General features: G+C 50.2%; 23 protein-coding genes. 22 read left to right on the plus strand and 1 reads right to left on the minus strand.

The window, feature by feature from the left end:
• Positions 1–3: 3 nt before the first annotated feature.
• From J1781_RS11565 to J1781_RS11670, 22 genes are all read left to right on the plus strand, one after another.
• Entirely contained in the window at positions 4–1,734 is a 1,731-nt protein-coding gene (locus J1781_RS11565) for a terminase large subunit (RefSeq protein WP_217233591.1), read from the plus strand.
• Positions 1,734–3,038 (plus strand): phage portal protein, encoded by a 1,305-nt coding sequence (locus tag J1781_RS11570; protein ID WP_217233592.1) that lies wholly within the window; start codon positions 1,734–1,736, stop codon positions 3,036–3,038. The genes J1781_RS11565 and J1781_RS11570 overlap by 1 nt, the downstream gene beginning before the upstream one ends.
• A 10-nt stretch (positions 3,039–3,048) precedes the next feature.
• Positions 3,049–3,897: a head maturation protease, ClpP-related gene (locus J1781_RS11575; protein ID WP_217233593.1), complete on the plus strand. Its 849-nt coding sequence runs from the start codon at positions 3,049–3,051 to the stop codon at positions 3,895–3,897.
• A 9-nt stretch (positions 3,898–3,906) separates the two neighbouring features.
• Entirely contained in the window at positions 3,907–5,121 is a 1,215-nt protein-coding gene (locus J1781_RS11580) for a phage major capsid protein (protein WP_217233594.1), read from the plus strand.
• A gap of 59 nt (positions 5,122–5,180) precedes the next feature.
• On the plus strand, positions 5,181–5,525 hold the full coding sequence (locus J1781_RS11585; RefSeq protein WP_217233595.1) for a head-tail connector protein: 345 nt from the start codon (positions 5,181–5,183) through the stop codon (positions 5,523–5,525).
• Positions 5,526–5,535: 10 nt separating this feature from the next.
• A complete protein-coding gene (locus tag J1781_RS11590) occupies positions 5,536–5,874 on the plus strand; it encodes a phage head closure protein (RefSeq protein ID WP_217233596.1) in 339 nt (112 codons plus the stop codon).
• A complete protein-coding gene (locus J1781_RS11595; RefSeq protein ID WP_217233597.1) occupies positions 5,871–6,317 on the plus strand; it encodes an HK97-gp10 family putative phage morphogenesis protein in 447 nt (148 codons plus the stop codon). The genes J1781_RS11590 and J1781_RS11595 overlap by 4 nt, the downstream gene beginning before the upstream one ends.
• Complete coding sequence (gene gp17 / locus J1781_RS11600) at positions 6,314–6,661, plus strand: tail completion protein gp17 (protein ID WP_217233598.1); 348 nt, start codon at positions 6,314–6,316, stop codon at positions 6,659–6,661. Before J1781_RS11595 ends, gp17 begins: the two co-directional genes overlap by 4 nt.
• A gap of 55 nt (positions 6,662–6,716) precedes the next feature.
• Entirely contained in the window at positions 6,717–7,187 is a 471-nt protein-coding gene (locus tag J1781_RS11605) for a phage tail tube protein (RefSeq protein WP_217233599.1), read from the plus strand.
• A 50-nt stretch (positions 7,188–7,237) separates the two neighbouring features.
• Positions 7,238–7,654: a phage tail assembly chaperone gene (locus tag J1781_RS11610; RefSeq protein WP_217233600.1), complete on the plus strand. Its 417-nt coding sequence runs from the start codon at positions 7,238–7,240 to the stop codon at positions 7,652–7,654.
• On the plus strand, positions 7,654–7,923 hold the full coding sequence (locus J1781_RS11615; protein WP_217233601.1) for a phage tail assembly protein T: 270 nt from the start codon (positions 7,654–7,656) through the stop codon (positions 7,921–7,923). The genes J1781_RS11610 and J1781_RS11615 overlap by 1 nt, the downstream gene beginning before the upstream one ends.
• Before the next feature lie 34 nt (positions 7,924–7,957).
• Positions 7,958–11,269: a phage tail tape measure protein gene (locus J1781_RS11620; RefSeq protein ID WP_217233602.1), complete on the plus strand. Its 3,312-nt coding sequence runs from the start codon at positions 7,958–7,960 to the stop codon at positions 11,267–11,269.
• 3 nt (positions 11,270–11,272) lie between these two features.
• Entirely contained in the window at positions 11,273–11,611 is a 339-nt protein-coding gene (locus tag J1781_RS11625; RefSeq protein ID WP_217233603.1) for a phage tail protein, read from the plus strand.
• Positions 11,608–12,363 carry a phage minor tail protein L gene (locus J1781_RS11630; protein ID WP_217233604.1) on the plus strand — a complete coding sequence of 252 codons (756 nt, stop codon included), beginning with the start codon at positions 11,608–11,610 and terminating at the stop codon, positions 12,361–12,363. The genes J1781_RS11625 and J1781_RS11630 overlap by 4 nt, the downstream gene beginning before the upstream one ends.
• A 2-nt stretch (positions 12,364–12,365) precedes the next feature.
• On the plus strand, positions 12,366–13,079 hold the full coding sequence (locus J1781_RS11635) for a C40 family peptidase (RefSeq protein WP_217233605.1): 714 nt from the start codon (positions 12,366–12,368) through the stop codon (positions 13,077–13,079).
• Positions 13,080–13,129: 50 nt separating this feature from the next.
• Entirely contained in the window at positions 13,130–13,555 is a 426-nt protein-coding gene (locus J1781_RS11640) for a hypothetical protein (RefSeq protein WP_217233606.1), read from the plus strand.
• A gap of 56 nt (positions 13,556–13,611) precedes the next feature.
• Positions 13,612–14,202, plus strand: coding sequence for a tail assembly protein (locus tag J1781_RS11645; RefSeq protein WP_217233607.1), 591 nt, complete (start codon positions 13,612–13,614; stop codon positions 14,200–14,202).
• Between the two features lie 54 nt (positions 14,203–14,256).
• A complete protein-coding gene (locus J1781_RS11650; protein ID WP_217233608.1) occupies positions 14,257–17,448 on the plus strand; it encodes a TipJ family phage tail tip protein in 3,192 nt (1,063 codons plus the stop codon).
• Entirely contained in the window at positions 17,448–17,762 is a 315-nt protein-coding gene (locus J1781_RS11655) for a hypothetical protein (protein ID WP_217233609.1), read from the plus strand. The genes J1781_RS11650 and J1781_RS11655 overlap by 1 nt, the downstream gene beginning before the upstream one ends.
• Positions 17,762–18,430 (plus strand): hypothetical protein, encoded by a 669-nt coding sequence (locus J1781_RS11660; RefSeq protein ID WP_217233610.1) that lies wholly within the window; start codon positions 17,762–17,764, stop codon positions 18,428–18,430. The genes J1781_RS11655 and J1781_RS11660 overlap by 1 nt, the downstream gene beginning before the upstream one ends.
• 124 nt (positions 18,431–18,554) lie before the next feature.
• A complete protein-coding gene (gene cor / locus J1781_RS11665; RefSeq protein WP_217233611.1) occupies positions 18,555–18,791 on the plus strand; it encodes a phage exclusion lipoprotein Cor in 237 nt (78 codons plus the stop codon).
• Between the two features lie 56 nt (positions 18,792–18,847).
• Positions 18,848–20,362, plus strand: a complete 1,515-nt coding sequence (locus J1781_RS11670; protein WP_238483518.1) for a pyocin knob domain-containing S74 family peptidase — start codon at positions 18,848–18,850, stop codon at positions 20,360–20,362.
• Between the two features lie 526 nt (positions 20,363–20,888).
• On the opposite strand, the gene J1781_RS11675 is transcribed toward J1781_RS11670, so the two are convergent.
• Complete coding sequence (locus J1781_RS11675) at positions 20,889–21,230, minus strand: DUF3024 domain-containing protein (RefSeq protein ID WP_217233612.1); 342 nt, start codon at positions 21,228–21,230, stop codon at positions 20,889–20,891.
• Between the last annotated feature and the right edge of the window lie 19 nt (positions 21,231–21,249).

Raw genomic sequence — 21,249 nt, forward strand, 5'->3', positions numbered from 1 at the left:
TGAATGGCAACCGTTTCGGAAGGTATTCAGTACGCAGAACGTGTGCTGACTGGCGAGATTGTTGCTGGCGAACTGGTGCGGCTTTCGTGCCAACGATTCCTTAACGATTTAGAGCATGGGCCGGAACGCGGCGTCTACTTCAGTGAGGATCGTGCCCAGCACATCCTCGATTTCTATAACTTCGTCCCCCACGTTAAAGGCGCACTGGCTGGCAAGCCGATAGAGCTCATGGCGTGGGACATCTTCATTCTGATTAATCTTTTTGGCTTCGTTATCCCCCTGATCGATGAAATGACCGGGGAACAGGTGTTCGATGAAGACGGCGATGCAATCATGGTTCGTCGTTTCCGTACTGCTTATAACGAGGTGGCCCGCAAAAACGCAAAATCAACGCTCTCTTCCGGTATCGGGCTTTACATGACCGGCGCGGACGGTGAGGGTGGTGCCGAAGTTTATTCAGCAGCGACCACACGCGATCAGGCCCGTATCGTATTTGATGATGCGAAGAACATGATCAAGAAAGCGCCCCGGACACTGGGCAGACTGTTTGGTCACGTCAAACTGAACATCCATCAGGAGAGAACAGCCTCAAAGTTTGAACCGCTTTCCAGCGACGCAAATAACCTCGACGGCCTGAACATTCATTGCGGGATCGTGGATGAGCTTCACGCTCACCGCACCCGTGACGTCTGGGACGTATTGGAAACGGCCACCGGCGCGCGTCTTCAATCATTGCTGTTTGCCATTACGACAGCAGGATCTAACAAAGAGGGTATCTGTTTCGAACAGCGCGACTATGCGATAAAAGTGCTGCGCGGCGTGGTGGACGATGACACTTATTTTGCTGTCATTTATACGCTTGATGAAGACGACGACCCGTTTGATGAAAAGAACTGGCCGAAGGCGAATCCGGGGCTTGGCATCTGTAAGCGCTGGGACGATATGCGCCGTCTTGCAAAAAAGGCGAAAGAGCAGATCGCCGCCCGTCCGAACTTCTTTACGAAGCATCTAAATATCTGGGTGACGGCTGAAAGCGCCTGGATGGATATGGACCGCTGGGCGAAATGTGCTGACATCGCACCCGATGATGAACTGCGCAACTGGCCACTTTGGGTGGGTATCGACCTTGCAAACAAAATCGATATTTGCGCCGCAGTGAAAACGTGGCGTTCTCCATCCGGCCACACTCACACGAAATCGAAATTCTGGATCCCTGAGGGAAGACTGGAGACCGCGCCGAAGCATATTTCCGAACTGTACCGGAAGTGGGCAGATGCGGGTTATCTGGACTTAACCGATGGTGACGTTATCGATCACGGCTACATCAAGGCCGAAGTGGAAGCGTGGGTAAAAGGCGAAAGCCTGAAGGAAATCGCGTTCGACCCGTGGAGTGCAACACAGTTTAGTTTGGCACTGGCTGAAGAGGGATTGCCGCTGGTTGAGGTTGCACAAACAGTTAAAAACCTGTCTGAGGCGATGAAGTCAGTACAGGCCGATGTGTACGGAAGCAAAATCCACCACGACGGCAATCCGGTGATGACGTGGATGATGTCAAACGTCACGGTTAAACCTGACAAAAACGACAATATCTTCCCCAATAAATCGACCCCAGAAAACAAAATCGACGGACCGGTTGCACTGTTTACGGCGAAGAGCCGGTTACTGGTCAATGGCGGCGATGATAAGCAGGACTTAACCGACTTCTTCGAAGATCCGATAATGATAGGTGTCTGATGAAATCCAAAAAACAACCGGGGCGCGTAAAAAGCGCCCTTTTAAATTGGCTCGGTGTACCTATCAGTTTGACCACCGGCACGTTTTGGCAGGAGTGGATGGGAACCAGCAGTAGCGGTAAAACGGTGACCGTTGATAAGGCGATCATGTTGTCCGCCGTCTGGGCCTGCGCACGGCTGCTGAGTGAGTCGGTATCAACGCTGCCGCTGAAAGTCTATAAGCGGGAAAAGGACGGTTCTCGGGAGTTGGCCACCGATCACCCAGCATATAGAGTGCTCTGTAAGCAGCCCAACGGGGAAATGACACCATCCAGATTTATGCTGATGCTCGTTGCAAGTATCTGCATGCGGGGTAATGCCTTCATAGAAAAACTGATGATTGGTCAAAAGCTGGTTGGGCTTAACCCGCTGTTACCGCAAAACATGGTCGTTAAGCGACTTGATAACGGGCAATTGCAATACACCTACACCGATAAAAACGGTCAGCGCGTTATTCCTGTGAAAAACATGATGCATATTCGCGGGTTCGGCCTCGATGGTGTATGTGGCATGATGCCGATGATGGCCGGTCGTGATGTCATTGGATCGGCAATGGCGGTTGAGGAATCTGCCGCGAAAATCTTTGAGAACGGCATACAGAATTCAGGGTTTATTAGTGCAAAAACAGACATTAATAAAGAGCAGAGAGAACAGTTAAAGCAGAACCTGAGTTCTTTTGTAGGCTCGAAAAATGCCGGTAAGGTCATGGTGCTTGAAGGTGACATGACCTATCAGGGGGTAACGATGAACCCTGAGGCAGCGCAAATGCTGGAGAGCCGTTCTTTCAGTATTGAAGAAATCTGCCGCTGGTTCCGGATCCCGCCGTTTATGGTAGGGCACATGACCAAACAAAGCAGCTGGGCGTCCAGCGTCGAAGGCATGAACCTGTTATTCCTGACGAACACGCTGCGCCCTCTGCTTGTCAATATCGAGCAGGAGATAGCGCGCTGTCTGCTGGGTAATGATGAAGATTATTTTGCGGAATTCTCGGTGGAAGGTTTACTCCGCGCTGACAGCGCCGGGCGTGCGGCTTATTACACTACCGCCTTGCAGAATGGCTGGATGAGCCGCAACGATGTCCGCCGGCTGGAAAATCTACCGCCGATCCCGGGCGGCGAGATTTATACCGTGCAGCTGAACCTCACCGCGCTTGAAGATTTACGCCAAAACAACCAGGCAGCGAGAGCCAACGCATTGCTCGAGCTTCATAACCAATTGTTCCCCGATATTTCTTTCGAACATTCCCCGCTGAAAAAGGCGGCTTAGGAGCCATCCCATGTCATTAAAGAATCTTCCGGCCGCGCCGGAGGGGCGCCCGTGCGCGAAAGTTACCAGTGAGCTATCGCCGGCCGCTTTGGATCGCTGGGACGGTGGCATTAAGGCTGCCAACAGCAACGACAACACGATCTCTATTTTCGATGTCATCGGTTCTGATTACTGGGGGGAAGGTGTTACCGCTAACCGAATTGCTGGTGCTCTTCGCTCAATGAACGGCGAAGCCGTCACAGTGAGCATCAACTCGCCGGGCGGTGACATGTTCGAAGGGCTGGCAATCTATAACCAGCTTCGCGAATACAGCGGCAAAGTCACCGTAAAAGTGCTGGGCATCGCTGCTTCTGCCGCGTCGATTATCGCAATGGCCGGGGATGAGGTGCAGATCGGTCGCGGGGCGTTCCTGATGATCCATAACTGCTGGGTTTACGCGGTAGGAAACCGGCATGACCTTGCACGGGCAGCCCAGGACATGGAGCCTTTCGATCGCGCCATGCAGGATATTTACTCTGCCCGCAGTGGCCTTGATGCTTCAGACGTTTCAGAAATGATGGATAACGAAACGTATATCGGTGGCAACGATGCGGTCGAAAAAGGTTTTGCTGACCGCCTTCTTTCTGCAGATGAAATCTCTGACGGTGATGAAAGCCCGGCAGCCGCGCTGCGTAAGCTTGACGCATTGTTAGCGAAAGCCAATACCCCGCGCTCTGAGCGCAGAAAACTTCTCAAATCTTTATCTGCCAGTACGCCGGGCGCTACTGACAATCAACAAGGTAAGCCGAGCGCTACCGATGCACCAAACCCTGAAAACATCAAACAACTTGAAGACGCGCTGGCCGCGTTCGGCAAATAAGGAAACATCATGTCTGAAGTAAACGATATTCTGAAAAAAGTCACGGCGAGCATTGAAGAAGCTAATGGCAAATTCAGTGCTAAGGCAGAAGAAGCGCTGACAGAGGCCAAAAAATCCGGGTCTCTTTCTACAGAAACAAAGGCAGCAGTCGATCAGATGGCATCTGAGTTCAATGCCCTGCGTGAAGCTGAAAAAACGCTGAAAGCCGCACTCGGCGATCTGGAACAGCACGTCGCGCAGATGCCTCTGAACAATGCTGCCAAAGTCGCTGAGACCGTGGGTAAAGTGGTGATCAGCTCCGAAGCGCTGAAGAACTTCGCGGCGAGTGTTGAAGGCGGCAAGCGTGTAAACATTCCTGTGAATGCGGCATTACTGTCCCCGGATGTCGCCGACGGTGTAGTTGAACCGCAGCGACTGCCAGGCATTGACACTGCTCCAAAACAGCGCTTGTTCATCCGCGATCTGATTGCTCCGGGGCGCACTGGCGCTCCAGCGATTTTCTGGGTGCAGCAAACTGGCTTCACTAATGCCGCGAAGGTTGTTCCGGAAGGTACGACCAAGCCATACAGCGGCATTCAGTTTGCAACAAAAATCACTGCAGTCACTACCATTGCGCACATGTTCAAAGCATCCAAACAGATCCTTGATGACTTTTCTCAACTGCAATCAACCATTGATGCGGAAATGCGTTATGGCCTGAAATATGTTGAAGAACAGGAAATTCTCTTTGGCGATGGTACCGGTGTTCATCTTCATGGCATCGTGCCGCAGGCTACCGCATTCGACCCAGCCTTTACGGTAGAACAGCAAAACGGCATCGATGATCTGCGTCTGGCAATGTTGCAGGCACAGTTGGCGCGTTTCCCTGCATCCGGCCATGTACTCCACTTCATCGACTGGGCGAAGATCGAGCTGACGAAAGACACGCTGGGCCGTTACATTCTGGCTAACCCATCCGGTCTGATCGGACCGACTCTTTGGGGACTCCCGGTTGTCGCCACTGAAGAAGCTGCATTCCAGGGCAAATTCCTGACTGGTGCTTTTAATGCGGCGGCTCAGTTGTTTGACCGTGAGGACGCCAATGTGGTGATCAGTACTGAGAACGCCGACGACTTCGAAAAGAACATGATTTCGATTCGTTGCGAGGAGCGTCTGGCGTTGGCAGTTAAGCGTCCGGAAGCCTTCATTTACGGGGCATTCACCGCGCCTGGTTCCGGCAGCTAAATCTGTATTTTATGGCGGCCTTCGGGCCGCTTTTTCTTACGTAAAAGGTTGGGCGAAAGATGGCCGATCCCGCCGCAGTACTTGATCTAGATATCGTAAAAAATCATTGCCGGGTTGAACCTGATTTCACCCTTGATGATTCGTTATTCCAAATTTATACCGGTGCTGCGAAGCGTTATGTTGAAACGTGGACGCGCCGGACGCTTTACTTACTGAACACGGATCCTGGTTTCGACACAGACGAAAACAGGCTGTTGCTTGATGACGATATCCGGGCAGCGATGCTTTTGCTGATTGGCCACTGGTATGCCAACAGGGAGGCGGTAAATATCGGCAACATTACCTCGTCTATCCCATTTGCTGTGGAATCGCTTTTGCAGCCGTACCGAATTTACGGCGTTTAAGGAGTGCTATATGCAGGCCGGACGACTTCGTGATCGGGTAACCATTCAGAATTTTATTGAATCCAGAAAGCCATCCGGGCAGCCGGAAAAGGTCTGGTCGAATACAGCTACCGTTTGGGCTGAAGTGAAAGGCATAAGCGGGCGTGAACTTGTGGCGTCAGGGGCGGAAAAGGCCGAAGCAACGATACGTGTATGGGTGCGCTATCGCGCTGACATCGGCGCTTCATCCCGGCTTGTCTGCGAGTCAGGACCCTTTAAAGGACAGGTTTTAGAAATATCAGGTCCCCCAATCCCAGACTCAAGAATGACGCAGTTGGAAATTCTCTGTAATCAGGGGGTGAAAGCATGATTGGAGCAAATTTAGATTTTAGCGATCTTCTGAATTTGGCTGAAGACCTGGCTGTTTTAAGTAAGTCGGAAACTAAAAAAGTCCTCAATCAGGCAGCAAGAGCGGGTGCTCAGGTTTTGCGCGATGCTGTGGAAGATGGGGCGCCAAAACGAACCGGTAAACTGGCTCGTAATATAGTGGTCGTTAGCCGCAAATCCGGACCGGGTGAAGCGGTGGCGGGGGTGCATATTCGCGGCACTAATCCCAAAGGCACGAACAGCGATAACACTACTAAGGGAACGAGTCGCAATAATGCGTTCTACTGGCGCTTCATTGAGCTTGGGACCTCTAAGTTACCCGCAAATCCATTTGTCAGACCAGCCTATGACACAAATCAGGAACTGGCGGCGCAAGCTGGTTTTGACGAGATGAATAAGGCCATCGATGAGGCACTATCAAAATGACGGAAGCTGACGTTTTTGGCCTCATCGGGGATCTGGCCGGGGGGCAAGTTTATCCCTACGTAGCACCGCTGAATGCCGAGGGCCAAACCGCTGTCGCCGCACCATGGATAGTATTCAGTATTTTCAGCGAGAACTTTGGCGACACCCTTTGTGGCCCTGCCGAAGAAACAGATTCCGTTCAGGTCGATGTTTACGCGAAATCGCCTGATGAAGCCCGCGCAATTCGTGAGTTGGTACAAAACGCGCTGGCCCCACTGAATTTCACGCAACTCAATAGAACCAACGGATATGAGTCCGAAACAGGGCTCTACCGTGCCATGCTGGAAATTCAGAACCAGCAATAACCCATCACCTCACCAATAACCGCCTACGGGCGGTTTTTTTATGTCCGGAGAACTTATGTCGAGTAAATACGAAGTTACAAAAGGGATGACGTTTGCCATCAGCGACGCCCCCGTGTCCGTTGCTGATTTTACCGCGCCTGCATTCCCTGGTGTGGGTATCACCTGGCTGGAGGCTACCTGTGCCACCAAAGAAATTTCCTTCACCGGCGGCCAGAAAGGGGATATTGATGTCACTACGCTGTGCTCAACCGAGCAGGAGCAAACCAATGGTCTCTCCGCTCCAGCTGAAATGAGCATTACCCGTAACTGGGTTGGGGACGAAGAGGCTCAGGGCGCATTGCAAACAGCTTATGAGAATGACGAACTTCGCGCTCTGCGTGTGAAATTCGCCTCGGGCAATGGTTACTACATTCTTGTGGAGGTTCGCCAGAGCACCTGGTCAGCGGCAACTTCTTCCGTGGTCGCCGCAACATACTCTCTTCGCGTGCGTGGTAAGCCGATCCCTATCATTCAGGCAACCTCTTAAGCAGCGGCTTCGGCCGCTTTTTTATTACCTGTAATTTATTGGGAAAGACAATGAGCAAACCAGTTTTTTCACTTCGTGACCTGGCGCTGGCGCCGCTGTCGGGTTTTCGTAAGAAAGTAGTGACAGTCCCTGAATGGGGCAATGCGTCGGTGACGATCCGTGAACCTTCTTCAAAGGGCTGGATTGAATGGCAGCAGATCATTAGCCCTGAGGTACCAGAAGGTCAGGAGCCTGTAAAACTGACCCCTGCACAGACTGTTCACAGGAATATGCAGGCCGATGTTGTGCTCTTTATCGATGTGCTGCTGGACGATAAAGATCAGCCAGTTTTCAGTGAAGAAGACCGTGCGCTGGTCGAAGGCATTTATGGGCCGGTGCATTCTCGGCTGCTTAAGCAAGCGCTGGACTTAAGCACTACGGCGGAAGCGGCTGAAAAAAAGTCAGAGAGCCAGGAACCTTCTTCTTAATGACATTGGCGCTCCAGTTGGGGCGCACGTTGCATGAACTAAAAAGCACGCTTCCTGCCAGTGAGTTGAAATTGTGGATGGAGTTCGACCGAATCAGTCCCATTGGCGGCAGGCGTGCAGATCTTCATGCCGCACAAATTACGGCTGCAGTTTTTAACTCGCAGGGCGGAAAGGTCAGTCTTGATGATGCCTTGCTTAAGTGGCAGGAGTCAGAAGAGGAAACTGAAGAAAATGGTTTAGAAGGATTCCTCGGCAAGCTTGCAGATTAACACCCGCTTCGGCGGGTTTTTTTATGGGTGAAATATGGCAACGCTGCGCGAACTAATTATTAAAATCTCTGCAAATTCAACCTCGTTTCAAAGTGAAATAGCCCGCGCCTCTCGCATGGGAGAGAACTATTACAGAACGATGGAGCAGGGAAGCCGCAGAGCAGAGTCTGCATCACGTCAAAGCCAGCGCGCAATCTCCGATCTTAACGGTCAGTTATCAGAGATCACTGATACAGCCAAAGACATGGCAGGCATTTTTGCCGGTGCTTTCGCTACCGGTCACCTGATTAATCTTGCCGACGAATGGAACCAGGTCAATGCCCGCTTAAAGCAGGCCTCTCAATCAACTGAAGATTTCAGCAATAACCAAAAATCCCTGATGGCGATTAGCCAGGCAACTGGCACCGCTTTTGGTGATAACGCCAGCCTGTTTGCCCGTTCCGCTGCCTCGATGCGCGAATTCGGGTATTCCTCACAGGACGTTTTGAAAATCACCGAGTCAGTGTCGACCGGGTTAAAGCTGTCCGGGGCAAGTGCGGAAGAAAGCAGCTCTGTCATCACCCAGTTCAGCCAAGCGTTAGCGCAGGGCGTTCTGCGCGGCGAAGAATTCAACGCCGTGAACGAAGCTGGCGATCGTGTGATCCGCGCGCTGGCGGCGGGCATGGGCGTTGCACGAAAAGATTTAAAGGCGATGGCCGATCAGGGCCAGCTCACGATCGACAAAGTAGTGCCCGCGCTCATCAGCCAGCTCGGCACGTTGCGTGGCGAGTTTGCCAGCCTGCCTGCTTCTGTCAGCGGTTCAGTGACAAAAGTTGAGAATGCCTTTCAGGCGTGGGTCGGTGCACAGAATCAGGCCACCGGGGTCACAGCATCACTGAGCGGGCTGCTGGACGGGCTAGCCAATAATATGGATCTGGTCGCCTCTACTCTCGGCGTTCTGGTTGGTATTGGCGCGGCGCGCTTTTTTGGCAACATGGCGTCAGGCGTCGGTTCAGCCACCACGCAAATGGTCGCAGCGCAGCGGGCTGAAGTTGCATTGGCTGCTGCACAGGTTCGCGGCACGCAGATTTCAACTGCACGCGCCCGCGCTGCGGTATATCGCGCTCAACAAGCCAAAGCAGCAGCTGTTGGCGCCGATCAGCAAGCCGCAGCAGAGAGAAGATTAACGGCCGCACAAGCTCAACTAACAAGGAATATGGCTGCCCGCGAGGCAGCGCAGACCCGACTCAACTCAATTTCATCAATAGGTGCTCGTCTCGGTAGTGGTCTTTTAGGCGCGGTTGGAGGAATACCGGGAATTGTTTTAGGGATCGGTGCTGCATGGCTTTATACCTCTCAGCAAAATGAACAGGCGAGAAGAGAGGCTCAAGAATACGGTAAGACTATTGAAGATATTAGGCAAAAAACCAAATCAATGGGCTTAACCGATGCGTCAGATAATATCCCAAAAGCACAATCTGCTTTTGCGGAGCAAAATAGATTAATTGAGGAACAGAGTAAGAAAGTTAAATCTCTTCAAGGCGACATAAATACATTAAATGAGGCACGTAATAACCCTTCATATAGTGGATATGTTAAAGATGCCGATTTAACTAGTTCGGTAACAGCAGTAACAGCAAAGCTTGCGGTTGAGCAAGAACGTCTTAATCAGATGCAATTGAAGTCTGATGAAATTCAGTCTGTGTTGGCTGGTTTGGAATACCGCCGCATAGAATTAATTCGGCAACAAGCCGCAGAGCAAAATACCGCTTATCAGTCCCTGTTGATGATGAACGGCCAGCACACTGAATTTAACCGCCTTCTCTCCCTGGGTAATACGCTGCTTCAGTCCCGTGCCGGTCTGGTCAATTCGCCGATGCGCGTGCCGCAGGCCGACGTATCAACCAAGGATCAGCAGAGCCTGCAGCAGAGGCAGCAGCAGGCTGAACTCGCAGGCCTGACCGGTCTGGCGAAAGTACGCCGGCAGGCGCAGTTTGATCTGGAGAAAATGGGGAAAACTGGCGCTGAAAATGCCACGTACTCCATCCAGTACACCAAGGCCTTAGAAGACGAATACAACAATACCCAGCGGTTAGCTGATGCCAAAAAAGGTGCGAGTGCCGCAACCAAAGAGCAGAACAAAGCCGAGCGGGAAGCCGCAGCGCAGGCTGAGCAGTACACCCGAAAGATGGCAGATCTGAGTGTGGCCATTGAGGTGCAGAGGGTCAGGGCTACTGAGGGTGAAAAGGCGTCTGAACTCTACGCTGCGTCCCACCAGACCGGTACCAAATGGACGGAGGCGCAAATCAAGGCGATCCGCGAATCATCTGAAGAACTGGCGAAGTGGAATCAGAAAGCGGATGAAACGGTCAGAAAGCAGCGTGAGCAGGCCGACGCGCTGAAAGACCTCACTGACGCCGCCAGAAAATACCGCGACGAAACCGCACTCACAACGGAGACGGCTGGCCTCAGTGACCGTCAGCGTTCTCGGTTTGATGAAACGCAGCAGGTTAACCGGGTTTTCGCCAAAACCGACCAGGGCGCAGCTGCTATCTCAGCGCGCAACGCTGCACTGACAGAGCTGGACAATAAGTATAAGGCAACGGCGGCAGCTGAAGCTGACTGGATGTCTGGCGCTTCAAAGGGATACAACAACTGGCTTGAGGAGGTCAGCAACGTTTCAGGAACTGTTTCAGATGGTGTGAAAAACACCATGGATAGTGCATTCAACAACGTCACATCAATGCTTGAAGGCAACAAAGTGAGTTGGAAGTCCTGGGGCGTATCAGTTTTACAGATGATCGAGAAAGTTGCCCTGCAAATGGCAGCAGTCAGTGTAATGGGTGGTGGAGGCGGTAATTCAATGTTCGGCGGACTGCTTGGTACCGCAGTTGGTGCCGCTGCAAGCTACTTTGGTGGAGGGGCTACAGCTTCTTCATCAAATGCTTTTTCTTCCGGAACGTATAGCAATCTTTCCTTCAATGCTAAAGGTGGCGTCTACGACTCCCCGTCTCTGAATTCATTCAGCGGCGGTGTGTACAACACCCCAACAATGTTTGCTTTTGCGCAGGGGGTGGGCGTGTTCGGGGAGGCGGGGCCGGAAGCGATTATGCCCCTCACGCGTGCAGCTGATGGTTCGCTCGGCGTTAGAGCTGTTGGGGGGAGTAATTCCTCTGCCGCTGGCAGCGGTGCACCTCAGGTTTACATCACCATAGACGGCAATGGGAATGCAAACGCGCAATCAAGTGGCGGCTGGGAGCAATTCGGTACGCAAATAGCCAACTATGTAAATCAGCTTTATCAGCAGAACAAAATGAAGGATCTGCGACCGGGCGGTGATATCTGGAATGCAATGAAAGGCAGGTGATAAGTGGCGATTGATACATTCACATGGTGTCCGCGGCTGAACGCCGAGGCTGATACGACTTTCCGCACTCGGAAGGTTCAGTTCGGTGACGGTTATACCCAGGTTGCCGGTGATGGGTTAAATCCAAAAAGCCAGAAATGGACACTCAGTTTCACCGGCGATGAAGCTTATATCAGTGCGATTAAAGCCTTTCTGGATGCGCACGGCGGGACAATTTCATTTTTATGGAAACCTCCGCTTGAGCCTCTTGGACTTTATCGGTGTGATACCTACAAGCCCACGGCTTTGGGGGCGGGAAAACATAATCTCGATGCGACATTCGAACAGGCATTTAAACCATGAGCTTAAACAGCGATTATCAAAAACTTGAACCCGGTAATAAAATCCGGTTGTTCGAGGTGGATGGCACAGGTTTTGGTGTAGGTGATGTGTTGAGATTTCATTCCTACAATATTCCACATACTGAATCAGAGATCATTGCGGCTGGTGGGGATGAAACAAAATTACCCGCAAAATCCATCTGGTGGCAGGGCATTGAGTATTCTGCATGGCCTTGCCAGATCGAGGGGATAGAGGCGTCGACAGCAGGGAGCAGTGCCGAGCCAAAACTTACCGTAGCGAACCTTGATGGTTCTATCACCGCGCTGTGTCTTGCGTATGACGATATGGCACAGGCCAAAGTGTCCATTCATGACACCCTGGCTAAATATCTGGATGCCCGAAATTTCCCGCAAGGTAACCCAACTGCAGATCCGACACAGGAAAAACTGAAAGTTTTCTACATCGACAGGAAGAGTGAAGAGAACAAACGTCAGGTTGAATTCACACTCACCAGTCCCATGGATTTACAGGGCTTGCAGATCCCAACACGTCAGCTTCATTCAATTTGCACCTGGTGTATTCGTGGAAAATACCGGTCTGGTGATGGTTGCGATTACGCTGGAACTGCCTATTTTGATAAATTTAATAACCCGGTCGGTGATCCGTCTCTGGATGTGTGCAGCGGAAATCTTACCGGTTGCAAACTGCGCTTTGGTGAAAACAACGAGCTTTCATTCGGTGGGTTCCCGGGTACATCTTTGATTCGGACGTAGATATGAGACAAAAAACGATAGATGCCGTCATGGCTCATGCAGCAGCTGAATACCCGAAAGAGTGCTGTGGGGTGATTGCCCAGAAAAGCAGGGTGGAAAAATATTTCCCCTGCCGAAATTTGGCCGATGAACCCACTGAAAATTTTCATCTCGACCCCGTAGGTTATGCTGATGCGGAAAGCTGGGGAGCAGTGATCGCCATTGTACATAGTCATCCTGATGCCACGACAAGACCCAGCGAACTGGACAAGGTCCAATGTGATGCAAGTGAGTTGCCTTGGCATATTGTGAGCTGGCCGGAGGGGGATTTACGGACAATTCAGCCACGCGGAGAACTGCCACTAATCGAGCGACCTTTTGTCCTCGGGCATAGTGACTGCTGGGGGCTGGTGATGAGCTATTTTCGTCAGACGCACGGCATTGAACTTACGGATTACCGCGTTGATTATCCTTGGTGGGAAGACACGTACCCGGATAACTTTTACCAGGAATGCTGGTATGACTGCGGATTCCGTGAATTTTCTGGCTCACAAATGCCTGGCGATATGATCATCATGCAAGTGCAAGCCAATAAATGGAATCATGCAGGGATCTTGCTCGAAGGGAACATGATGCTTCACCATATGTATGGCATGCTTAGCAATCGCGTGCCTTATGGCGGTTACTGGATGGAAAGGACAATGAAAATTGTCAGGCACAAAGAACTGATGCTGTAGCGTTGCCATGCTGATTGATGCTGCTATCATTCTTCCAATAACACAGAGGGATGATGATGAAAAAACTATGCTCAGTTCTTTTTTTAATTTTAATGGTGGGTTGTTCTACGAACCCTGTTGCACTCAATAATGCAAAAAATGTTCCGCTTTCACAGGCATTAAAATTTCAATCGCCTAAAAACGGCGATACAAAACTGGTAGTAATTCGCGATAGTGGTATTACTGGTAGTGGGTGTTACGCTGCAATATTTGTTAACGGAGAAAAGTCTGCTCTGTTAAATACATCAGAAAAAACCACACTGTACTTGCCTCCAGGAGAATACATAATCGGCGTGGCTTTCGATGGCTCAGGATGGTGCTCTATGGGTAAGGAAAGGCAAGAGCAGTCGGTGGTATTGAAATCTGACAATGAAAAAGTAGTGAGGGTTTACACTGATGGCAATGGTAATTTAGATATTAAACCAACAACCCTTTAACCAAATATACTAACGAAAGAAGCCACCTTAAGGGTGGTTTTTTTATTGGTGGAAATATGAAAGAAACTATGACCCAAATCGTTTTAGGCGGAACGCTAGGTAAAATATTTGGAAAGAATCACCAACGAGCCGTTAAAACAACTAATGAAGCCGTTAGAGCTCTTTGCTGCACAATTAAAGACTTTGAACGTTACCTAAATAATAGCCGAGCTCGCGGTCTTACCTATGCAGTTTTTCGGGGTAAACTAAATTTAGGCAAAGATGATTTAGGGTATCCGGTCACCGGTGAAGTTATAAAAATTATCCCTGTAATAATTGGAAGTAAAAAAGCTGGCTTGTTTCAGACGATACTCGGTGCAGTTTTAATCGCCGCAGCATTCGTGGCTTCTTTTACTCCTTTCGCTGCTGCGTCTCCATTTTTATATGCGATGGGCGCATCAATGGCGTTGGGGGGCGTTATTCAATTGCTTTCCCCGCAGACAGCAGGTCTTGCGAGTAAACAGGATTCAGCCAATCAGGCATCCTATGCTTTTGGAGGTGTGACTAACACTGCATCTCAAGGCTACCCCGTCCCGCTTGGTTACGGCCGCCGCCGCGTTGGTGGCGCAATTATCTCGGCTGGCATTTATGTCGAAGATCAGCAGTAAACCCTCTCAAACTTATTAAGGTCACCTTCTGGTGGCCTTTTTTATGGGCGCAATATGGAAACAGCTACCGCAATTCGTGGCCGCAAAGGCGGCAGTTCTTCATCTCGTACGCCTGTAGAACAGCCTGATGATCTCCAATCCATTGCAAAAGCAAAAGTACTGATCGCGCTGGGCGAGGGAGAATGGGCTGGTGATCTGACAGGGCAAAACATTTATTTAGATGGAACTGCACTTCAAAATTCTGATGGCTCTGACAACTTTAGCGGCGTCTCATGGGAGTTCCGTCCCGGCACTCAGGCACAGCCCTATATTCAGGGGATACCTGGACCAAATAATGAAATAAACGTTGGTACGGAGATCAAAAGCTCCACTGCTTGGACGCATACTTTTACCAATACACAGCTTTCAGCTATACGCCTGCGATTGAAATGGCCTGCACTTTTTAATCAAGAAAGTGATGGTGATTTGATGGGCTACTCCATCAATTACACAATCGAACTTCAGACAGATGGCGGAACCTTCCAGACTGTAATCAACACTTCGGTGACGGGTAAAACAACAACCGGGTACGAAAGAAACCATCGCATAGATTTACCGCAGGCTGGCAGCACTTGGACAGTTCGTCTTCGCAAAATTACACCGGATGCAAATAGCGCCAAAATCGGCGACGTGATGACGCTGCAAAGTTATACCGAGGTAATTGACGCGAAACTTCGTTATCCAAATACCGCGCTGCTTTATATCGAATTTGATTCAAGTCAGTTCAACGGGTCGATCCCCCAGGTTGCAGTTGATGCAAAAATGCGTGTCGTACGGGTGCCAGATAACTATGACCCAATTACAAGAACTTATTCAGGTACTTGGCTTGGTAGTTTTAAATGGGCATGGACAGATAACCCGGCATGGGTATTTTACGACATTGTAGTTTCTGACCGGTTCGGGCTGGGTGATCGCCTGACAGCAGCAAACATCGACAAATGGACCTTATATCAGGTTGCCCAGTATTGTGATCAGATGGTCCCTGATGGGCGCGGGGGTAGCGGTACCGAACCAAGATACCTGTGCAATGTTTATGTGCAGAATCGGAATGATGCGTACACCGTATTGCGGGATTTTGCTGCCATATTCAGAGGCATGACATATTGGGGCGGCGATCAGATTGTTGCCCTTGCGGATATGCCTCGGGATGTAGATTACACCTTCACAAATGCAAACGTTGTTGACGGTGATTTCACCTACTCCAGCAGCACCTCAAAAACGCGATATTCTTCAGCGCTCGTATCATGGTCAGATCCAGAAAATGCTTATGCTGATGCAATGGAACCTGTCTTTGAACAGGATCTGATTAGCCGTTATAAAGTTTTCAACCAGCTTGAAGTGACGGCCATAGGCTGCACCCGGCAATCAGAAGCGAACCGTAAAGGGCGGTGGGGAATTCTCACGAATAATAGCGACCGGGTAGTAACATTTTCTGTTGGATTAGACGGGGATATTCCTCAGCCTGGATACGTTATTGCTATCGCAGATGAGTACCTGTCTGGAAAAGTAGCCGGCGGCCGGATCAGTTCCGTATCAGGTAGGGTGCTGAGGCTTGATAGAACCCCGGATGCAAAGGCAGGTGACCGTATTCAGGTTAATTTGCCAACAGGGGTTTCTCAGGCCAGGACTATTCAGTCTATCAGCGGAAATATCGTAACTGTCAGCACCGCATTTACTCAGGCGCCGGAGGCAGAAAGCGTATGGGTTGTGGAGTCTGATGAGCTTTACGCTCAACAGTACCGCATTACAACCACAGGTGAAAATGATGACGGCACCTATTCAATCACGGGTGTTCTTCATGACCCTGATAAATTCGCCCGCATTGACACTGGTGCTGTTATAGACCAAAGACCTATCAGTGTTATCCCGCCTGGCCATCAGTCGGCCCCGGCCAACATTCAGATCGGTTCTTATTCTGTGGTCAATCAGGGTATCAGCGTTCAAACCATGCGGGCAACATGGGACGCGACAGCGAACGCTATCGCCTATGAAGCACAGTGGCGCCGCAACGACGGCAATTGGGTAAACGTACCTCGCAGCTCTACCACGTCGTTTGAAGTGCCAGGTATCTATGCTGGCCGCTACCTTGTGCGTGTGCGAGCAATTAATGCGGCGGAGATATCCAGCGGGTGGGGTTACTCCATTGAAGTTACCTTAACCGGGAAAGAGGGGAATCCGCCGAAACCGGTAGGTTTCACGGCAACGGGCATCAACTGGGGGATTCAGCTGAACTGGGGATTCCCAGAAAATACCTCTGACACGCTGAAAACTGAGATTCAGTACACGGCGAACTCTGATCAGTCTAATCCGCTGCTGTTGTCTGATGTTCCCTATCCACAGGCGATTTATACACAACTGGGGTTGCGGGCAGGCCAGATTTTCTGGTACCGGGCTCAGCTGGTAGATAAGACCGGTAACGAGTCGGGTTATACCGACTGGATCCGGGGGATGGTGAACGACAATGCGGATGACTATCTGGGAGATATTGCAGATGACTTCCTGAGCGCCGCTGACGGTGACCGGCTGACGGGTGACATTGAAACCAACATCGATGCCATCCTGCAGAACGCCTTAAACCTCAACTCGACCATTGATCACCAGTTCGCTCAGAACGGTGAGGTACGCGCTGATATTTTGACTGTAAAAACTACTGTCGCCGAGGTTGATCAGGCGATGGCTGATTTGACAACTCAGGTGCAGGCACAAATAGGTGACGTGACTGCAGCGCTCGAGGACAAACTGACGGCAGTAGTTGATGCCAGTGGTGCTTCAGCAATTTACACACTGAAAACCGGTGTGCGGATCGGGGGCGTGATGTACAACGCCGGGATGTCTATCGCTGTGTTGGCGCAGGCAGGTCAGCCGGTGGTGACGCGTGTTGGCTTTAACGCGAACCAGTTTGTGCTGATGTCTGGATCAGGCGACACGCAATATTCCCCATTCGCTGTGGTGAACGGGCAGGTATTTATCAGCGATGCATTTATTCAAGATGGGACGATTACCAATGCAAAAATTGGCAACTTCATTCAGTCAAACAACTATGACGGTTCAACGCAGGGATGGCAGCTGAGCAAATCAGGCACCTTCATTAACCTGGGTAATGCAGGCGGTGCTGGAGCAATGAAGCAGACGAATACCACGATCAGTACAAAGGATGATAACGGAGTGCTTCGTGTGCAGGTTGGCTTAATTACGGGGGTTTGGTAATGGCGAACTGGGGCATTCAGACCTGGGATGCAAACGGGAACCCGAACAACACCGGTATAGTGCCGGTGTTAGTTGTGGCCACAGTGTATTTGAGTGCCGGGCAGGTTTCCGGCTCATATTCGTATACCGTACCGTCAGGGTTTCGTGTTGAAGCAATACAGTCTCCGATCACGGGTGATGGTTACTCCGGGGCACGTCGGAAAATAACAGGGTCAGGTGGCACCATTACGCTCAGTGATGCCTCTGGCGACTATTCCACCGGAACGTACACTGCTGATGAGTGCTGGTTAGTCATTTATTTGGTGAAAGCATAATGGCAAAATGGGGTGCACTATTTACCGACCAGTATGGCAATCCGTGGATCACACCTGATACGACACCGATGTGCCTTGTTCAGAAGATAGTCTTAAATCCATCTTCTGCAGGTTCATACACGCTGCCTGTAAATTCATCTTCGCCGTTTATTATTGGCTGTCATGCCACAGTGGCGAATGTGCTTTTCTATATCAGGAAGGTCGATTCCACTTATACCCTAAATTATAAGGTAGCAGGTACGGGCGGAAGCCCGGGTACTGTTACCATTTACATTTTTGGGTACGTTATTCCACAGCCCTTACCTAAGTGTGGAGTGGCTATCTGGAACGCGGCAGGGCAATGCATTTTAACCAATGAAACAAAGGTGATGAATCCGCCGGTCGGTTACGGGACAATTGGTTCAACATCAGACATTGGCTATCTGGTTGACAAAACAGTCAGTGGGGAATGGGCAGTATTGCCAAGAGTTGTGGGTATTGTTGTTGGAGTTTTAGGAACCACTCAGCCGCGCCCGTGGTCTTCCCCCATTGATACTTCAGCATACTACGACGGTTCCTCTACTCGTATCAGAGCCGGTCAGCGCGATGCGCCTGGTGAGGAGCTACACAATGTCGGCTATTCAAACTCGCGCGATCAGATATTCGCGATCGATGTTTCACGTTATTAATCAATAAATAACGAGAACGATCGTTATAAACGATCAATATCAATATATTGATCTATATAACCAATTATCCCCGTTCAATATTCATTGTTAATGTCTTTTTATCTACGTTGATAGGGACATAAACATGAAGAATATTTTAATGGTTCTTGCCATTGCTTTGATGGTTTCCGGTTGTGCAGGAATGCTTGAAAAGCAGGAGCCCGTTTGTGCTGGCGTTGCGCTGGTCGCAGGGCAGGATACCAATGTGCAGATTTATGGCGTTCGTAAGGTAGCCAGCCAAACCCAGTATAAAGCAGGTGATCCATTCGGCTGGCGCTGGGTAAGTAAGACGAATTTTATCAGCACAACGTGCGATAAATAACCACACTATTTCACATGAACCCGCTTTGGCGGGTTTTTTTATGCCCGGAGAAAAGCATGTCAGCAGGCACAATCGCATTAACCAATAATTCAGCAAACGTGACCGGTACCGGAACTGCCTTCACCACTGATTTAAAAGCGGGTGACTTCATTGTCGTAATCGTCGGCGGCGTGACCTACACGTTGGGGGTTAAAGCGACAACATCCGCAACAGCATTAACGTTAATCACTCCCTACAACGGACCTACAGCGACAGGTAACGCATGGACCGCAGTACCAAATGCAACACTGATTGGTATTACTGCTCAGGTTGCCGCCGATGTTGCAAAGGCTATCCGGGGTTTAAATCTGGATAAGGCCAACTGGCAGCAAGTGTTCAGCGGTACGGGGAATATCACCGTGACCCTTCCTGATGGTTCTACTTATACAGGCCCTGCCTGGAATGACATTACTGCGACTTTAACAAAAGCCTACAATGACGGCGGCCTTCTCAATGCAACCGTCACCCCGAACTCTCTGGGAAATGCTGCCGACTTCAATATTTATTATCAGACCGCAAATGCCAACGCGTTAATTGCAAACGGCTATCCAATAGGGAAAGCCGGGACATTGTTCGTAACCAAGTCAGCGTATGGTTGCCAGCAGATGTATATCACTTTTCAGGGGGAGGCTTTTGTTCGTGGACTCACGGGTAATTTCAATTCAGCTGCGCCGAACTGGTCAGACTGGACGCCGATTTTCACAGGTAAAAGTACTATTCCACTCGCAAATGGTGGCACCGGTGCAACTACAGCAGCAGCAGCACGTAGTGCGCTCGGGATAACTCCGGGTAATATCGGGGCATTGGCTACTACTGGCGGAACTATGGCCGGTAATATTAATAGTTCCACCACCGGAGTTGGTTTTGTAAAGCTTGCATCCGGGGTCAGTGGTCAAATCAATAACTTGGCCAATGCCTACTTCAATAGCACGCAATATATGCAACTTGATCTAATCAACAATGGGGCAAATGTGATTAGCCGTATTGTCACCTGGAATGGGTCATATCATGTATTCGGTTTTTACGATAACGGTAATGGGGTCTGTGACGGGTCTTGGGTTGGTGGTTCAGATGAGCGATTTAAAGGAAACATTGCCGATTTTACAGATGGACTTGTCGCCACTTTGAGTTGTCGCCATGTCACTTACGATAAACAGGATGGTGGTCGAGAAATAGGCGTTATTGCTCAGGACGTTGAGAGATTCGCGGAATGTGCTGTCTTTAAAGTAGGTAAGAAAGAATTCGGTAACGGTCGGGTCATCGAGGATTTCAAGGGTCTAAACACTGCAGGCTTCGCCGCCGCCGCACATGGTAATGCCATCACAAGTCTTTTCGAATTATTGGATTTGGCGCTGAATGATCCCGATGCTGCGCGTTCTAAAATTGCAGAATACAAAGCTGCGATTGTTCCACCAGTTCCGCTGACTGCAGAGGAAAAAATCTTCGGCGGAAAAACCATGGATGAAATGCCAGATGATACAGACTTCACTGATACCGATCTTGTGGTGCCAGGAGAAGAGCAAGCCTCTTAAGTTTCTTTTGTTGTTGATCAGGCATCTTTCGATGAAAAAAAAGCCCGCGACAGGCGGGCAAATACACATCAGTTTCCACATTCGAACTCGTTGGGTAGAACAATGGCCATACTATCGTGATAATTATATTACAATCAATCAGATAACCGCCCATTAATGACTGTGTTTGCCTGATAGGATTGGAGCCAAAGTTTGGACGTAAAAAAAGCCTTCGCGAACGAAGGCCAGTGAATCATCACTAAATTTAGTTTTGGAACGAGAGCAATACTCCCGAAAAGCATAGTAGTAGCTCTTGGGGATGTTGCTTAATGAAAGGGGTTTAGTAATTAAAGAAAATTAGACGCTTTTGTACGATTTAAAAAGAGCCCGCGTTAACGGCGGGCTATCAGTAGGTAGTTACTCATGGCCTTGGCAGGCTTGCTGATCTTGTGTCAGCTGATATGAGAATAGTGCAGGGCGGTGATTTTGCCAGATAGCAGGCACAAAAAACCCGGCACGGTGGCCGGGTTTATTCAACTCCGGGCACTCAACCAAAGAAGCAGCCATGCGCATCAACGCGTACCATCTCAAGCGCCTCGGTCAGCGTGTCTGCTGTTTGGTACAGTTCCCACTTTTCACTAGCCCGCATCCAATAAAGCTTCCATCCCTTTTGCGTTCGAACGTAGGTGATTTTGGCTGACGTTAGAAGGGAAAACTCACCCGGCTCACCACGCCACACTGGGCGCTTCTCGCCTATCTCAATGGATTGGTCATCAATGGTGAAAACAATATCGAGTTCGTTCCTGACGTGCGCTGGCGGCCGGATGCTTTCGACAAACGCCTCAACTTCTTTTTTTACCGCATGATATTCAAGATCATTAAAGGCCATCACTCCTCCTTGATTAACC

Origin of the sequence: Rahnella perminowiae, assembly GCF_019049695.1 — a bacterium.
GTDB classification, from domain to species: Bacteria; Pseudomonadota; Gammaproteobacteria; order Enterobacterales; family Enterobacteriaceae; genus Rahnella; species Rahnella perminowiae.

What these genes read in the sequence shown, in the direction of transcription:
- J1781_RS11635 (WP_217233605.1), top strand. Translation starts at nt 12,366, where the DNA reads ATGAGACAAAAAACGATAGATGCCGTCATGGCTCATGCAGCAGCTGAA.
- J1781_RS11570 (WP_217233592.1), top strand. Translation starts at nt 1,734, where the DNA reads ATGAAATCCAAAAAACAACCGGGGCGCGTAAAAAGCGCCCTTTTAAAT.
- J1781_RS11605 (WP_217233599.1), top strand. Translation starts at nt 6,717, where the DNA reads ATGTCGAGTAAATACGAAGTTACAAAAGGGATGACGTTTGCCATCAGC.
- cor (WP_217233611.1), top strand. Translation starts at nt 18,555, where the DNA reads ATGAAGAATATTTTAATGGTTCTTGCCATTGCTTTGATGGTTTCCGGT.
- J1781_RS11640 (WP_217233606.1), top strand. Translation starts at nt 13,130, where the DNA reads ATGATGATGAAAAAACTATGCTCAGTTCTTTTTTTAATTTTAATGGTG.
- J1781_RS11645 (WP_217233607.1), top strand. Translation starts at nt 13,612, where the DNA reads ATGAAAGAAACTATGACCCAAATCGTTTTAGGCGGAACGCTAGGTAAA.
- J1781_RS11615 (WP_217233601.1), top strand. Translation starts at nt 7,654, where the DNA reads ATGACATTGGCGCTCCAGTTGGGGCGCACGTTGCATGAACTAAAAAGC.
- J1781_RS11675 (WP_217233612.1), bottom strand. Translation starts at nt 21,230, where the DNA reads ATGGCCTTTAATGATCTTGAATATCATGCGGTAAAAAAAGAAGTTGAG.
- J1781_RS11610 (WP_217233600.1), top strand. Translation starts at nt 7,238, where the DNA reads ATGAGCAAACCAGTTTTTTCACTTCGTGACCTGGCGCTGGCGCCGCTG.
- J1781_RS11565 (WP_217233591.1), top strand. Translation starts at nt 4, where the DNA reads ATGGCAACCGTTTCGGAAGGTATTCAGTACGCAGAACGTGTGCTGACT.
- J1781_RS11590 (WP_217233596.1), top strand. Translation starts at nt 5,536, where the DNA reads ATGCAGGCCGGACGACTTCGTGATCGGGTAACCATTCAGAATTTTATT.
- J1781_RS11650 (WP_217233608.1), top strand. Translation starts at nt 14,257, where the DNA reads ATGGAAACAGCTACCGCAATTCGTGGCCGCAAAGGCGGCAGTTCTTCA.
- J1781_RS11595 (WP_217233597.1), top strand. Translation starts at nt 5,871, where the DNA reads ATGATTGGAGCAAATTTAGATTTTAGCGATCTTCTGAATTTGGCTGAA.
- J1781_RS11660 (WP_217233610.1), top strand. Translation starts at nt 17,762, where the DNA reads ATGGCAAAATGGGGTGCACTATTTACCGACCAGTATGGCAATCCGTGG.
- J1781_RS11580 (WP_217233594.1), top strand. Translation starts at nt 3,907, where the DNA reads ATGTCTGAAGTAAACGATATTCTGAAAAAAGTCACGGCGAGCATTGAA.
- J1781_RS11670 (WP_238483518.1), top strand. Translation starts at nt 18,848, where the DNA reads ATGTCAGCAGGCACAATCGCATTAACCAATAATTCAGCAAACGTGACC.
- J1781_RS11655 (WP_217233609.1), top strand. Translation starts at nt 17,448, where the DNA reads ATGGCGAACTGGGGCATTCAGACCTGGGATGCAAACGGGAACCCGAAC.
- J1781_RS11585 (WP_217233595.1), top strand. Translation starts at nt 5,181, where the DNA reads ATGGCCGATCCCGCCGCAGTACTTGATCTAGATATCGTAAAAAATCAT.
- gp17 (WP_217233598.1), top strand. Translation starts at nt 6,314, where the DNA reads ATGACGGAAGCTGACGTTTTTGGCCTCATCGGGGATCTGGCCGGGGGG.
- J1781_RS11620 (WP_217233602.1), top strand. Translation starts at nt 7,958, where the DNA reads ATGGCAACGCTGCGCGAACTAATTATTAAAATCTCTGCAAATTCAACC.
- J1781_RS11630 (WP_217233604.1), top strand. Translation starts at nt 11,608, where the DNA reads ATGAGCTTAAACAGCGATTATCAAAAACTTGAACCCGGTAATAAAATC.
- J1781_RS11575 (WP_217233593.1), top strand. Translation starts at nt 3,049, where the DNA reads ATGTCATTAAAGAATCTTCCGGCCGCGCCGGAGGGGCGCCCGTGCGCG.